The organism is Aureibaculum marinum (assembly GCF_003813905.1).
Taxonomy (GTDB): Bacteria; Bacteroidota; Bacteroidia; order Flavobacteriales; family Flavobacteriaceae; genus Aureibaculum; species Aureibaculum marinum.
Map to the genome: position 1 here is coordinate 47,617 of NZ_RPFJ01000098.1, position 14,593 is coordinate 62,209.

General features: G+C 28.2%; 16 protein-coding genes. 12 read left to right on the forward strand and 4 right to left on the reverse strand.

Going from position 1 to position 14,593, the window contains the following annotated elements; translation table 11 throughout:
* Positions 1–60: 60 nt before the first annotated feature.
* Positions 61–2,253 (reverse strand): RecQ family ATP-dependent DNA helicase, encoded by a 2,193-nt coding sequence (locus EGM88_RS15275; RefSeq protein WP_394336881.1) that lies wholly within the window; start codon positions 2,251–2,253, stop codon positions 61–63.
* Positions 2,254–2,335: 82 nt separating this feature from the next.
* Here EGM88_RS15275 and EGM88_RS15280 point away from each other — a divergent pair, with 82 nt between their 5' ends.
* From EGM88_RS15280 to EGM88_RS16120, 5 genes are all read left to right on the forward strand, one after another.
* On the forward strand, positions 2,336–3,301 hold the full coding sequence (locus tag EGM88_RS15280; RefSeq protein ID WP_123899283.1) for a KpsF/GutQ family sugar-phosphate isomerase: 966 nt from the start codon (positions 2,336–2,338) through the stop codon (positions 3,299–3,301).
* A 1-nt stretch (position 3,302) separates the two neighbouring features.
* Positions 3,303–4,130, forward strand: coding sequence for a twin-arginine translocase subunit TatC (gene tatC, locus EGM88_RS15285; protein ID WP_123899284.1), 828 nt, complete (start codon positions 3,303–3,305; stop codon positions 4,128–4,130).
* Between the two features lie 174 nt (positions 4,131–4,304).
* On the forward strand, positions 4,305–5,054 hold the full coding sequence (gene lptB / locus EGM88_RS15290; RefSeq protein WP_123899285.1) for an LPS export ABC transporter ATP-binding protein: 750 nt from the start codon (positions 4,305–4,307) through the stop codon (positions 5,052–5,054).
* Positions 5,055–5,057: 3 nt separating this feature from the next.
* A complete protein-coding gene (locus EGM88_RS15295; protein WP_123899286.1) occupies positions 5,058–5,768 on the forward strand; it encodes a hypothetical protein in 711 nt (236 codons plus the stop codon).
* Positions 5,769–5,792: 24 nt separating this feature from the next.
* On the forward strand, positions 5,793–5,918 hold the full coding sequence (locus EGM88_RS16120) for a hypothetical protein (RefSeq protein ID WP_262696521.1): 126 nt from the start codon (positions 5,793–5,795) through the stop codon (positions 5,916–5,918).
* Positions 5,919–5,949: 31 nt separating this feature from the next.
* Here EGM88_RS16120 and EGM88_RS15300 read toward each other — a convergent pair whose 3' ends face one another.
* Positions 5,950–6,840 (reverse strand): alpha/beta hydrolase, encoded by an 891-nt coding sequence (locus EGM88_RS15300; protein ID WP_123899287.1) that lies wholly within the window; start codon positions 6,838–6,840, stop codon positions 5,950–5,952.
* A gap of 30 nt (positions 6,841–6,870) precedes the next feature.
* On the opposite strand from EGM88_RS15300, the gene EGM88_RS15305 reads away from it, so the two are divergent.
* Positions 6,871–7,491 (forward strand): L-threonylcarbamoyladenylate synthase, encoded by a 621-nt coding sequence (locus tag EGM88_RS15305; RefSeq protein WP_123899288.1) that lies wholly within the window; start codon positions 6,871–6,873, stop codon positions 7,489–7,491.
* Here the strand turns inward: EGM88_RS15305 and EGM88_RS15310 are convergent.
* On the reverse strand, positions 7,477–8,109 hold the full coding sequence (locus EGM88_RS15310) for a hypothetical protein (RefSeq protein WP_123899289.1): 633 nt from the start codon (positions 8,107–8,109) through the stop codon (positions 7,477–7,479). The genes EGM88_RS15305 and EGM88_RS15310 overlap by 15 nt on opposite strands.
* Positions 8,110–8,113: 4 nt before the next feature.
* Positions 8,114–8,608, reverse strand: coding sequence for an RNA polymerase sigma factor (locus tag EGM88_RS15315; RefSeq protein WP_123899290.1), 495 nt, complete (start codon positions 8,606–8,608; stop codon positions 8,114–8,116).
* 104 nt (positions 8,609–8,712) lie between these two features.
* Between EGM88_RS15315 and EGM88_RS15320 the strand changes: the two genes are divergently transcribed.
* The 6 genes from EGM88_RS15320 to EGM88_RS15345 are packed head-to-tail and all read left to right on the forward strand — an operon-like array spanning position 8,713 to position 14,576.
* On the forward strand, positions 8,713–9,615 hold the full coding sequence (locus EGM88_RS15320) for a MerR family transcriptional regulator (RefSeq protein WP_123899291.1): 903 nt from the start codon (positions 8,713–8,715) through the stop codon (positions 9,613–9,615).
* A 48-nt stretch (positions 9,616–9,663) separates the two neighbouring features.
* Positions 9,664–11,160, forward strand: a complete 1,497-nt coding sequence (locus tag EGM88_RS15325) for a phytoene desaturase family protein (protein ID WP_123899292.1) — start codon at positions 9,664–9,666, stop codon at positions 11,158–11,160.
* The gene (locus EGM88_RS15330) at positions 11,153–11,989 is read left to right on the forward strand and encodes a phytoene/squalene synthase family protein (RefSeq protein WP_123899293.1); all 837 of its coding nucleotides are present in this window, start codon (positions 11,153–11,155) and stop codon (positions 11,987–11,989) included. Before EGM88_RS15325 ends, EGM88_RS15330 begins: the two co-directional genes overlap by 8 nt.
* The gene (locus tag EGM88_RS15335; protein ID WP_123899294.1) at positions 11,990–12,448 is read left to right on the forward strand and encodes a sterol desaturase family protein; all 459 of its coding nucleotides are present in this window, start codon (positions 11,990–11,992) and stop codon (positions 12,446–12,448) included. It abuts the gene before it with no gap.
* The gene (locus EGM88_RS15340; RefSeq protein ID WP_123899295.1) at positions 12,448–13,158 is read left to right on the forward strand and encodes a lycopene cyclase domain-containing protein; all 711 of its coding nucleotides are present in this window, start codon (positions 12,448–12,450) and stop codon (positions 13,156–13,158) included. Before EGM88_RS15335 ends, EGM88_RS15340 begins: the two co-directional genes overlap by 1 nt.
* Entirely contained in the window at positions 13,155–14,576 is a 1,422-nt protein-coding gene (locus tag EGM88_RS15345) for an SDR family oxidoreductase (RefSeq protein ID WP_123899296.1), read from the forward strand. The genes EGM88_RS15340 and EGM88_RS15345 overlap by 4 nt, the downstream gene beginning before the upstream one ends.
* The last annotated feature ends 17 nt before the right edge of the window (positions 14,577–14,593 follow it).

Here is a 14,593-nt window from a genome sequence, read left to right on the forward strand (position 1 = left end):
GTTTACAGAAAGTTAATTAGTTAGTTGAGTTATTACATTTTTAGAATGTATATTATTTTATTAATTTGCTACTTCACTAATAAATTTAATTCGCATTAAGCGTAATTCTTCTTCGTCATAATCACCATCAAATTCATCAAGAGCATCTTGAATTTTATCAGTTTCAGCTTCCATAAAATAATCGTGTATTTCTTCTTGTTGTTCTTCATCTAACAAGTCGTCAATACTATAATTAATATTAATTTTAGTACCTGAATACACAATGCGTTCCATTTCTTTGGTAAGCTCTAGCATGGTTAATCCTTTTGATTTTGCTATATCAATTAAAGGTAATTTTCTATCTGTATTCTGAATGATAAACAGTTTTAAGGCTGAGTTAACCCCTGTTGTTTTTACAATAAGATCGTCAGGTCTAGTGATATCATTATCTTCTACATATTGTTTTATTAGTTCTACAAACTCTTTGCCATATTTTTTTGCTTTTCCATCTCCAACGCCATGTACATTTGACAACTCTTCAATTGTTATTGGATACTTTATGGTCATATCTTCTAAAGAAGGATCTTGAAAAACGGCAAAAGGAGGTACATTTTTTCTTTTACCTACTTTTTTTCTCAACTCTTTTAACATGGTCATCAGTTGTTGATCAACACCGCCACCAGAAGCTTTTCCATTTGTAATAATTGAAGTGTCATTATCATCATTATAAACATGGTCTTCAGACATCATAAAAGAGGTTGGGTTTTCAATAAAATCCAAACCTTTCTTTGGTAATTTTAATACACCATATTGTTCAATTTCTTTGGTAATATATCCAGCTACTAAAACTTGACGAATTAATGCCATCCAAAATGCTGCATCTTTATTTTTACCAATTCCAAAATAGGCTTGTTCATCAGTTCTTCGAGATTTTAATAACGCATTAGATTTTCCAATTAAGGTGTTAACTATCTCTTTAGATTTATATTCTTCTTTGGTGTCTCTGATTATTTCAAGTAATATTTTAACTTCATTTTTAGCTTCTACTTTCTTTTTCGGATTTCTAACATTGTCATCCATATCCGCTCCTTCACCATTTACTTCGTCAAATTCTTCACCAAAATAGTGCAATAGAAACTTTCTTCTAGACATCGAAGTTTCGGCATAAGAAACAACCTCTTGGAGTAGTGCATGTCCTATTTCTTGCTCTGCAACAGGTTTCCCAGACAAGAATTTTTCTAATTTTTCTATGTCTTTATAGGAGTAAAAAGCTAAACAATGTCCTTCACCGCCATCTCTACCACCTCTACCAGTTTCTTGATAATAACTTTCTAAACTTTTAGGTATGTCATGGTGTATCACAAAACGAACATCAGGCTTGTCTATTCCCATTCCAAATGCAATAGTAGCAACAACAACATCAACATCTTCCATTAAAAACATATCTTGATGTTTAGCTCTAGTTTTACCATCTAATCCAGCATGATATGGTAAAGCTTTGATTCCATTTACTTGTAAAACTTGTGCAATTTCCTCAACTTTTTTTCTACTTAAGCAATAAATAATACCAGATTTGTCTTTAAAACGTCTAACAAACCTAATAATGTCTTTTTCAACATCTTTTGTTTTAGGTCTTACTTCATAAAATAAATTAGGTCTATTAAAAGAAGCTTTATAAGTTGTAGCGTTGGTAATGCCCAAATTCTTTAAAATATCTTCTTGTACTTTAGGAGTTGCAGTAGCAGTTAATCCTATAATAGGTACATTATCAATCCGCTTTATAATATTTTTTAAATTTCTATATTCTGGTCTAAAGTCATGTCCCCATTCAGAAATACAATGTGCTTCGTCAATAGCAACAAAAGAGATTTTTTGAGTTTTAAGGAAGTCAATATATTCTTCTTTTGTTAAAGATTCTGGGGCTACATATAGTAGCTTTGTAACACCTCTTTTAATATCGTTCATTACTCTAGCAACATCTCCTTTGTTTAAAGAAGAATTAAGTACATGAGCAATTCCTTCATCTTCAGAAATACCTCTAATAGCATCAACTTGATTTTTCATCAAAGCTATTAATGGCGAAACAACAATGGCTGTACCTTCTTGAATTAAAGCAGGGAGCTGATAACATAAAGATTTTCCTCCTCCTGTAGGCATAATAACAAAGACATCTTCTTTATTAATTATACTTTTTATAACATCTTCTTGTAATCCTTTAAATTTTGAAAAACCAAAATATTGTTTTAATGCGTCGTGTAAGTTTAAATTTGTCACTCTTATTATTATTTATCTATAATTTTAGATACATTTGCAACTAAAGATACTACTTTATTTTTTAATATAAATAATTCTTAATTTGAACACTAAAAAAGACATTTTAGCGATTGCCAAAGATAGCATAACTATCGAAAGTAAGGCGATAGCGAATTTAATAAAATTTTTGAATAAAGATTTCGAAAATGCAGTTAAATTTATACTAAAATCAAAAGGACGTGTAATTGTAACAGGAATTGGCAAAAGTGCCAATATTGCATCAAAGGTTGTAGCAACTTTAAACTCGACGGGTACACCAGCAATATTTATGCATGCTGCTGATGCTATTCATGGTGATTTAGGTATAGTACAAAAGGATGATGTTGTAATCTGTATTTCTAAAAGTGGAAATACTCCAGAAATTAAAGTATTACTTCCTTTAATTAAAGACTCAAAAAATAAAATTATTGCTATAACTGGTAACAAAGATTCCTATTTAGCTAATAAAGCAGATTTTGTAATTAATTCGTATGTAGAGCAAGAGGCTTGTCCTAATAATTTGGCTCCAACAACTAGTACCACAGCACAACTAGTGTTGGGTGATGCTTTAGCGATTTGTTTGTTAGAAATGAAAGATTTTACTAGCAAAGATTTTGCAAAATACCATCCAGGAGGTACTTTAGGGAAAAGACTATATCTTAGAGTGGCAGATTTAATTGAGAAAAATACAAAACCCGCAGTTGCCCCAGAAGATTCTATTACTAATGTAATAATAGAAATATCTGAAAAGAGATTAGGAGCTACAGCGGTTATCAAAAATCATGAAGTTGTTGGTATTATTACAGATGGAGATATAAGACGTATGCTCAAAAACAATGACAATTTTACTCAATTGTCAGCTAAAGATATTATGGGTAAAAATCCTAAAGTTATAACTTCTGAAGCTATGGCAATTGAAGCGTTAGATATTATGGAAAGTAATAATATTACACAATTATTAGTTGTAGATGATAATAGTTATATGGGAGTAGTACATTTACATGATTTAATAAAAGAAGGCATAATTTAATATGGCAAAAAAGAAGTCTAAAGAAGAAAAAGAAATGTCCTTTTTAGATCATCTTGAAGTATTAAGGTGGACTTTAGTACGTTCTACTTTGGCTATACTTATAATGAGTTCAGTAGCTTTTTTAATGAAGTCATTTATATTCGAAAAAATAATTTTACTCCCAAAAGATCCACAATTTTATACTTATAAATTTTTGTGTAATCTATCTCAAAAGTTTGGTACAGAAGGATTGTGTATTGATGAAATTCCATTTTTGGTTCAAAGTAGAACCATGGCAGGTCAATTTTCGGCTCATATTTGGACTTCTATTACTGTTGGCTTTATTGCAGCTTTTCCTTTTATTTTATGGGAGATTTGGAAATTTATTAAACCTGCACTTTATGCTAGTGAAAGAAAATACGCAAGAAGTTTTATTATTATTTCTTCTCTTTTATTTTTCTTCGGTGTTTTGTTTGGTTATTTTTTACTTACTCCATTATCTGTAAATTTTTTAGGTTCTTATCGAGTGGCAGATGAAGTAAATAACAATATTGATTTAAATTCATATATTGGATTGTTAAGAGCATCTGTATTGGCATCAGGTTTAATTTTTGAAATGCCAATCATTATCTTTTTTTTAGCTAAAATGGGCTTAGTAACACCAGAATTTTTGAAAAAATATAGAAAATATGCTATTGTTGTATTACTACTTTTAGCTGCAATTATTACACCGCCAGATGTAATTAGTCAATTTATAGTAGCTATACCTATGGCAATTTTATATGAATTAAGTATTATTATTGCTACCGTAATTGCTAGAAAAGAGAAAAAACGTGCTGCAAAGGCATAATAAAATTAGTTACTTTTACAGGTACATAAGTTTTATAGTTCAAAAATATTTCTTAAAAATGTTATTTTTAATTTCATTTTAGAGAACAATAAATTGAAAATAAAAGTGTAAGTACCATCCTTTATTTTAAAGGAAGTTATACACGTTAAATATAAAAATTGTTAATCGAAGCTAATGATTTTAAGAGCAGATAATATTGTAAAAATATATGGTAGTAGAAAAGTAGTAAAAGGAATTTCACTACAAGTAGAACAAGGTGAAATTATTGGGCTTTTAGGGCCTAATGGAGCAGGAAAAACTACTTCTTTCTATATGATTGTTGGTATGATAAAGCCTAACGACGGTAAAATATTTTTAGACAATCAAGATATTACAGATGATTCAATGTACAAGAGAGCTCAAAAAGGAGTAGGCTATTTGGCTCAAGAAGCTTCTGTATTTAGAAAACTATCTGTAGAAGATAACATACTTTCAGTATTACAATTTACAAACCTTTCAAAAAAACAACAAAAAGAAAAGTTAGAATCATTAATAGATGAATTTAGTTTAGGTCATGTAAGAAAAAATAGAGGAGATTTATTGTCAGGAGGTGAGCGTAGAAGGACTGAAATTGCACGAGCATTGGCTTCTGATCCTAATTTTATTTTATTAGATGAGCCATTTGCGGGAGTTGATCCAATTGCGGTTGAAGATATTCAAAGTATTGTTTCTCATCTAAAAGATAGAAATATAGGAATTTTAATTACAGACCATAATGTACAAGAAACTCTGGCCATTACAGATAAAACATATTTAATGTTCGAAGGTGGTATTTTAAAAGAAGGTACACCACAAGAATTAGCTGAAGATGAGATGGTAAGAAAAGTTTATTTAGGAGAGAGCTTTCAACTAAAAAAAGCCAGACAAAACTTAAAAAAAACTTAAGTAATGTTACGGAAAATAGTCCTTATTTGTAATGTTGTTTATTTTGTCTCACAACTTACTTTAGCTCAAAATAGTACAAAAAGCTATAATTTGAATAACAGTTGTAATGACTGTTATGGGAAAAGTATTACTTCTCAATTTTCTTATATTCCACTTTCAGAAGGCAAAGTGTTTTTAATCACAAAAGACACAACAATTAATGGTGTAATTGATAAGTTTATTTTAAACGCATCAAATACAGACCGTTGGTTTAAAAACAAGTTGATTAGAAAATTTGAACGAGATTATTTTGATGTTCAGTTTAGTATTTTGGGTCAGTCAATGACTCAAAATACTTCAAGTGCTTTAACTGGATTAGAGGTTGAGTTTATTAAAAAAAGAGGGAAGTTTAAGATTCATAATATTGAAAAATATAATGAAGAAATTAAAGAACTCTTAAAAAATGAAATTCCCAGTATCACTAATAAACCTAAAAAATATTTAAAAAAAGTACGATTAAATGAAGTAAAACATCTGAATAAAAATCAATTAAATGAATTGTTACAGTTTGGAACTTTTGATGAGGGTTCAGGGAGTTTGGAATTAATAAAAGTGGAAACGAGAGGGGATGATACTATTGCTATAGTTGCTTTTACTTTTAAAATTAAAATAATTGATAATGAAGAAGATAATAATTCATTTTCTTTAACCTTTGACTTTAAAGGAACCTATTAACATTCATTAAATCTTAGTCTTGATTTGAAATCTGATTTTGTTGGTTATTTAACTATGGAAGGTCTTATTGACTTAGATAAAGAAAATAAAGCAACTCTTAAAATGGTTTCTTACGGCCAGTTAAATACAAAACAAGTAATAAATGATTAAAAAATTAAAGAAACGAGATAAAAAAGTATCTTTAAAAATGAGTTTTAATAAAAGCTCTTAATTTAACTGTGGTATCCAATAAGTTTTCACCTTCCCAACCGTGACCTTCACCGTCATAAATTGTAAATTCATTAGTAACACCCAATTCATTTAACTTTTCGTGCATATCTATTCCTTGTGAAGATGGAATTAATGGGTCTTGATTTCCATAAAATAAAATAGTCGGCGGAGCAGAAGAGGTTACAACATGATACGGGCTTATGTCTTTATAATACTGCATGTCATTAGCAAATAATACCCCTGTTATACTTTGAACTTGAAGAGCTAATACTAAATAAGTCAATTCGGTAGGGTTAACATACGCATCATCCGTAAAATTTGTAGGCCCTACAATACTACAAACCATATCAACCTCTTTATTTTCATTGTAAGCATAGCTATAAAGCATTGCTAAGTGTGCACCTGCACTAGTTCCTATAAAGGCATATTTATTCGTTATTTGGTATTCGTCTTGTTTTGATTTTAAGTGAGCTATTACTGCTTTAATATCATTTATTTGCATAGGAAAAGGACTATTACCTTCAGAAGCTAATCTATAATTTAAATTAACAATAGCATAATTTGGTGATTGACTTTGTAATTCACTAACAAAAGCATTCATATCGCTTTTGTCTCCCTCAACCCAAGCTCCACCATGCACTAAAATAAAAACTTTTGTAGATTCAGAAGTCCTTCCTTTTGGTAAATAAATATCGTATTTTTGCTCTTCATGAGCTCCATAAGAAACATTTAGAGATTCTGATTTTTCTAAAATGGGTTCAGGTGTAGAATTCTCATCAGAACAAGAGATTATTAAAAGTAATAGTAGCAAAAAAGTAACTAATGTTAAAATATTTTTTCTTAATTTTAATATAGTTTTCATATGGTATCAATCATTAATTATATTTAAACAATGGCTCAGTTTATAAAAATTTATAATGAAAACCCAAATCCTAAAGAAATCACAAAAGTTGTTGAAGTTCTTAAAAAAGGAGGTTTAATTATATATCCTACAGATACTGTTTACGGTTTAGGATGTGATATAACTAACGCTAAGGCACTTGAAAAAATTGCTCGTATTAAAGGAATTAAATTGGCTAAAGCTAATTTATCTTTTATTTGTAATGATTTGAGTCATTTATCTGATTATGTTAAACAAATAAATACACCAACCTATAAAATTTTAAAAAGAGCTCTCCCCGGACCTTATACTTTTGTGTTACCTGGTAATAATAATTTACCTAAAGCTTTTAAAAATAAGAAGACGGTTGGTATTAGAGTGCCAGAGAATAATATAGTTAAGGCAATTGTAGAAGAATTAGGCAATCCAATAGTTTCAACATCTATTCGTGATGATGATGATGTAATTGAATACACTACCGACCCAGAATTGATTTTTGAAAAATGGCAAAAACTTGTAGATATTGTAATTGATGGTGGTTATGGAGGAAATGAGCCTTCTACAGTAATTGATTTATCTCAAGATGAGATTGAAATTATTAGAGAAGGCAAAGGAAACTTAGATATTTTGTAAATTGATTTCGTTATTGATAAGTTCGTTATAATTTTTAGTTAATCTTTTTAATAAAATACCATAAATTAATTGGTAAAATAACCAAAAAACACCTACAACAATTGCCATTATTATTAGTGATAATACCCAAATTGTTAGGATAGATAAGTTATCTAAATTTTTTGCAATTATTTCTGGAGAATGTAGTGTTTGGTATACTAAAACCACAGTTATTATTGGTATTAAGGCGAGATTGAACCAAATATAATATTTTACTGTTTTACGAGTTTTTATAATTTTTTGAATCAAAATTTTAGTGCTAGAATTTGCAGAAATAGCTTTGTAGTTTTTGTAAAACTTAACTATAAAAAACAGAACAACTAAAAAAACCATTCCGTAAAAAATATTCATAAAATTGGTTAATCCTAATTTTTCAATTTCATCTGTAGCTCTTAATTTTCTACTACAAAGAGACAATGTAATTGGTATTAATAATTCTAAAATACTAATAATAAATATCCATTTAACAATGGATGAAGATTTTCTATGAATAATTTTAGATAATTCTTCCTTAGATAATTTAGGAATTATTTTATCTTGATTTTTCCAATCTTTCTTTAACAATTCTAATTGATCCATACAGTTACGGATTTAAAATATTTTTCAATTTTGTTTTAACTCTATTCATCTTTACACGAGCATTTACTTCAGTAATACCCATCATTTCAGATATATCTTTGTAACTTTTATCTTCCAAATAAAGCAATACTAATGCTTTGTCAATATCTGATAATTGATGAATTGCTTTATATAATAATTTAAGTTGTTTCTCTTCAGAATCATCATAATCAATAGATTCAATCCGATATAAAACTGATTCAAAATCTTGAGTTTTGATAGTTCTTTTTGATTTTCTATATAAAGTAATAGCTGTATTAAGAGCTACTCTATACATCCAAGTACTAAATTTAGAGTCACCTCTAAATTTAGGGTAAGCTTTCCATAGTTGAATACTGATTTCTTGAAATAAATCGTTATGAGCCTCTTTATTATTCGTGTATATACGACATACCTTATGTACTATATTTTGATTTTCTTCTAAATCTGAAATAAATTTATGCTCTAAAGTTTTATTCACTATGTTGCTAATTACTTTTTATAAGTAGTGTAAAATTAAGTTTTGTTACAAAATTTACAAGATATTAAAAAAATAATGTAACTTTGTTTTACATTTAATAAATTATGTTAAACAATATAAAGACTAAATTCTCCATTAAAGATTTAGAGAATTTTACAGGAATAAAACCACATACTATTAGAATTTGGGAAAAAAGATATCATCTTTTAAAACCTTCACGAACCGATACTAACATTAGATATTATGATGGTGATAACTTTATTAAGTTATTAAATATTAATTTACTTTATAATAATGGATATAAAATTTCTAAAATTGCTGAATTTTCAGAAGATCTTTTATTAAGAAAAGTAAAGGAGTTAACTTCAGATAAGGCGTTAGAGCAAGGTGTACAAAATGAATTTAAAGTTGCTATGCTTAATTTTGATGTTGCAGCATTTAATAACGCCTATAATAAACTGTTGTCATATAAATCTTTTAGTGAGATATTTTTAGATGTTTTAATTCCTTTGTTAGATCATATTGGTCTTCTTTGGCAAAGTAAAACTATAAAACCAATGCATGAGCATTTTGTTTCTAACCTAGTTATGCAAAAGCTACACGCTAATATTGAACGTAGTCAAATTTCTAATTTTTCTAAAAAAGACAAAACTTTTGTGCTTTTTTTACCAATAGGTGAAATTCATGAATTAGGACTTTTGTTTTTGCACTATGAATTGATTTTACGAGGGTATCATTCTATTTATTTAGGAGCTAATATTAATATTGAAGCTGTCGAAGATATTAAACAACTTTTTGGAGATATTCAATTTATATCTTATTTTACAGTTGAGCCAAATGAAAATAATATAGATGAATATTTGGAGAAAATTTATAATCATCTTATTAAAAGTACATCTAATAAATTTTGGTTTTTAGGATTAAAAGCCTCTCAGTTTAACAAAGAAATACCTTATTCAAATGTTTATGCTGTTACCTCATTAAAAGAAATATTGAAAATATTTTAGTATAAAAGGTTATTTTGTTTAATATTTTTAATATATTTGTTAAACAAAATGAAAAACACTATACTTATTATTGGTTCTGGCTTTTCTTCGTTAGCCGCTTCATGTTATCTCGCCAAGGCCGGATATTCAGTTACCATATTGGAAAAGAATGATACCGTAGGAGGTAGGGCTAGGGTATTTAAAAAAGATAATTTTACTTTTGATATGGGGCCATCATGGTATTGGATGCCTGATGTTTTTGAAAACTTTTTTAATGATTTTGATAAGAAAGTTTCTGATTACTACACCTTAACAAAATTAAATCCTGCTTATCAAGTCTATTTTGGAGAAAATGATAGTGTAAAAATATCAGATAATCTTTCTGATATAAAAAATACATTCGAAACTATTGAATCAGGTAGTTCTAAGTATCTTCAAGATTTTATTGACGTTGCAAAATATAATTATAATGTGGCTATTAAAGACTTGGTGTATAAACCAGGTAACTCAATTGTTGAATTGATAACTCCTACTACCATTAGTAGGGTTAATCAATTTTTTTCTAGTATTAGAAAGCAGGTTAGAAAGCATATCAAAAGTGAAAAACTATTACAAATTCTTGAATTTCCTGTTCTTTTTTTAGGAGCAAAACCTAACAATACTCCTTCTTTTTATAGTTTTATGAATTATGCTGATTTTGGTTTAGGAACTTGGCATCCTAAAGGTGGTATGTATGAAATAGTGAAAGCTATGTCTACCTTAGCTACCAGTTTGGGGGTGCAAATAAAAACCAATAATGATGTGTCAAAAATTGTAGTCGAAAATAACAAAGCTGTAGGCGTTCAAGTGGAGGATACATTAATAAAAGCTGATATAGTTTTAAGTGGAGCAGATTATCACCATACAGAAACCTTATTAGATAAAAATTATAGACAATATTCAGAAAAATATTGGAATAAAAAAGTGTTTGCACCTTCCTCATTATTGTTTTTTGTAGGTTTTGATAAAAAAATAAAAAATGTATCACATCATACTTTATTCTTTGATGCAGATTTTGATAAACATGCTATTAAAATTTACGATCAGCCTGGATGGCCAGAAAAACCATTGTTTTATGCAAATTTTCCTAGTATTACAGACAATTCATTTGCTCCAAAAAATAAAGAGACTGGTTTTTTCTTAATACCTATTGCTCCAGGAATTGAAGATACTCCAGAAGTTCGTGAAAGTTATTTTAAACATATCATAGAAAGGTTTGAAAAATTGACAAATCAACAGGTTCAAAACCATGTGTTGTTTAAAGAATCGTATTGTATTAAAGATTTTATTGAAGATTATAATTCTTATAAAGGAAACGCTTATGGGTTGGCAAATATATTAACTCAAACAGCATTTTTACGTCCAAAAATTAAAAGTAAAAAGATAAATAATTTATTCTTTACAGGACAATTAACTGTCCCAGGTCCTGGTGTACCTCCATCTTTAATTTCAGGTAAGATTGCAGCCAGTTCAATACAGAAAAAATATCCAATAGCAACTGACATAAAAAATATCACCTATGAGTAATTTATTTAACAAAGTTTCTATTGGGTGTAGTAAGTTGGTTACAAAATCTTATAGTACGTCGTTTAGTTTGGCGGTAAAAATGTTAGCTCCATCTATTAGAAATGCTATTTATAGTATATATGGTTTTGTTCGATTTGCAGATGAAATAGTTGATACCTTTCATAATTATGACAAGGAATATTTATTAGATGATTTTGAAAAAGAATATTATAAAGCATATCAGCAAAAAATTAGTTTAAATCCTATTCTAAATGCATTTCAATTAACAGTAAAACAGTATAATATTGATAATGATTTAATACAATCTTTCTTAAAAAGTATGCGGTTAGATTTGACAAAACTTAATTATGATAAGGAAGATTATGAGGAATATATTTATGGCTCTGCAGATGTGGTTGGCCTCATGTGTTTAAAAGTATTTGTCAAAGGAGATTTAGATAGTTATAATACGCTTAAAGAACCAGCGATGCGTTTAGGTTCTGCTTTTCAAAAAGTTAATTTTTTGAGAGACTTGAAAGAAGATATTGAAGTACTTAATAGATCTTATTTTCCTAATATTGATATACAGAATTTAAATAATATTTCTAAATCTAAAATTATTAAAGAAATTGAACTAGATTTTAAATTGGCTTATATAGGAATTAAAGGTTTACCTAAAGAAGCAAAATTTGGAGTATATACTGCTTTTATATATTACAAATGTTTATTAAATAAACTTAAAAGAACTCCAAGTACAAAAATTATGAGTACTAGAATTCGTGTTTCAAATTCAAGAAAGATTAGTTTACTAGCACAATCCTTCGTAACTTACAAATTGAATTTAATGTAAATGGTACTACTAATTTTAAAATATCTATTAGTCACCCTTATTACATTTGTATGTATGGAAGGCATAACTTGGTTAACCCATAAATATTTAATGCATGGATTTATGTGGTATTTTCATCAAGATCATCATCAGCCAAAGTATCCTCATAAGTTTGAGAAAAATGATGTTTTTTTTCTAATTTTCGCTACTCCTAGCATGTTATTATTTTTTTTTGGACTTGCTTATAGTGGACTAAACTCATTGTTTTTTATAGGTTTAGGTTTTTTTATCTATGGAGTTTGTTATTTTTTAATACATGATGTACTTATTCATCAACGTTTCAAATGGTTTAAAAATACTAAAAATAAGTACCTAATTGGATTGAGAAAAGCTCATAAAGTACACCACAAACATTTAGGTAAAGATAAAGGGGAGTGTTTTGGTATGTTATTCGTTCCTTTTAAATATTTTAAAATATAATGTCTTTATATCTACTTTTAAATTTGACGTCTTTTAGTATTCCCTTTATATATAGCTTTGAAAAGCGTATGCATTATATACAATGGTGGAAAGAAGTCTTGTTTTCTATAAGTATAGTAGCTCTATTTTTTTTAGTTTGGGATATTATATTTACATATCTTGGTTATTGGGGGTTTAATGCTACTTATTTAGTAGGAATTGATCTTTTGGGGCTACCTATCGAAGAATGGTTGTTTTTTGTTTGTATACCTTATGCCAGTATTTTCATTCATTATGCGTTTCAATATTTTTTTCCAAAGGTTTCATTATCTTTAAAAGTTACTAATTTTATAACTATAAGTTTAATACTAGTAATAATAATTTTAGCTTTAACAAATTATAATAAAGCCTATACCTTTTATAATTATATATTTTTAACTGCATTATTGTGTTATAGCTATCTTACAAAAAATAAACAATTACCAATTTTTTATATTACGTTTTTAATAATTCTTATTCCATTTTTTGTTGTAAACGGAATTTTAACTGGAAGTTTTATTGAAGAGCAAGTAGTGTGGTATAATGATAGTGAAAATTTAGGAATTAGATTAGGAACAATACCAGTTGAAGATGTTGGTTATGCCTTTACGTTGATTTTTAGTAGTGTAGTTTTAATTGAAAAATTTAAGAAATCGAACTTATTTTTTAATGTTAAGAAAAACATGCTATGAAAATATTGATAACAGGTACCACAGGGTATATAGGCAAACGTTTAATTCCAATTTTATTAGAATTAAATCATCAGTTGGTATGTTGTGTACGAGATAAAGATAGGATTCCGGAAGTAGTTAAAAACAATGAAAATATAAGTTTAATTGAGGTAGATTTTTTAAAAGAGAATACTTTAACTAATATCCCAAATGATATAAATGTTGCTTATTATTTAATTCATTCAATGTCATCATCGGCTACTGATTTTGAAAAACTTGAAGAAAAGTGTGCATTTAATTTTCGAAAATATTTAGAAAAAACCAACATAAAACAGGTTGTATATCTAAGTGGAATTGTTAATGATAGTAATTTATCGAAACATTTAGCTTCTAGAAAAAGGGTTGAAACTATGCTTCAATCGAATAAGTATGCATTAACTACTTTTAGAGCAGGTATTATTGTGGGAAGCGGAAGTGCCTCTTTTGAAATTATTCGTGATTTGGTAGAAAAATTACCTGTAATGATTGTACCTAAATGGGTTAGAACTAAATCTCAATATATAGCTATTAGAGATGTATTGAGTTTTCTCTCTAGAGCTATTGGAAAAAAGGAGTTGTACAATAATTCTTATGATATTTTTGGACCAGAAATACTTTCTTACAAACAAATGATGTTGCAATTTTCTGAGGTACGTAAGTTTAAAAGGTATATTTATTCAGTTCCAGTGATGACACCAAAATTATCTTCTTATTGGTTATATTTTATAACAGCCACATCATATAAATTAGCTATCAGTTTGGTAGATAGTATGAAAGTAGAAGTTATAGGTAAACCGAGTAATATCAATAAAATACTTGATGTGAATCCTATTTCTTATAAAGAAGCAGTAGCAAAGGCTTTCATAAAAATAGAACAAAATAGTAGTGTTTCAAGTTGGAAAGATTCTTTTGTAAGTGGTCGATTCAATAAAAAGCTATCACAATATATTGAAGTTCCACATTACGGCTGTTTTAAGGATATTAAAGAGAGGAGAGTTACAAATGAAGCGAAAACAATCGAAAAAATCTGGTCTATTGGAGGTAAAAATGGATGGTATTATGGTAATACATTATGGAAAATTAGAGGGTATTTAGACAAATTATTTGGAGGTATTGGTATACGTCGTGGTAGAACTCATCCTACAAAATTAAGCACAGGAGATGCCTTAGATTTTTGGAGAGTGTTGTATGCCAATAAAAAAGAAAAGCGACTCTTACTTTATGCTGAAATGAAATTACCAGGAGAAGCTTGGTTAGAGTTTGTTATTATAGAAAACATATTGTATCAACGTGCTGTTTTTAGGCCACATGGTTTATTCGGTAGGCTTTACTGGTATAGCATTTGGCCATTTCATGGATTTATTTTTAACGGCATGATAAACAAATTAGTTCGTATATAATTTAACAAAATTAGGAT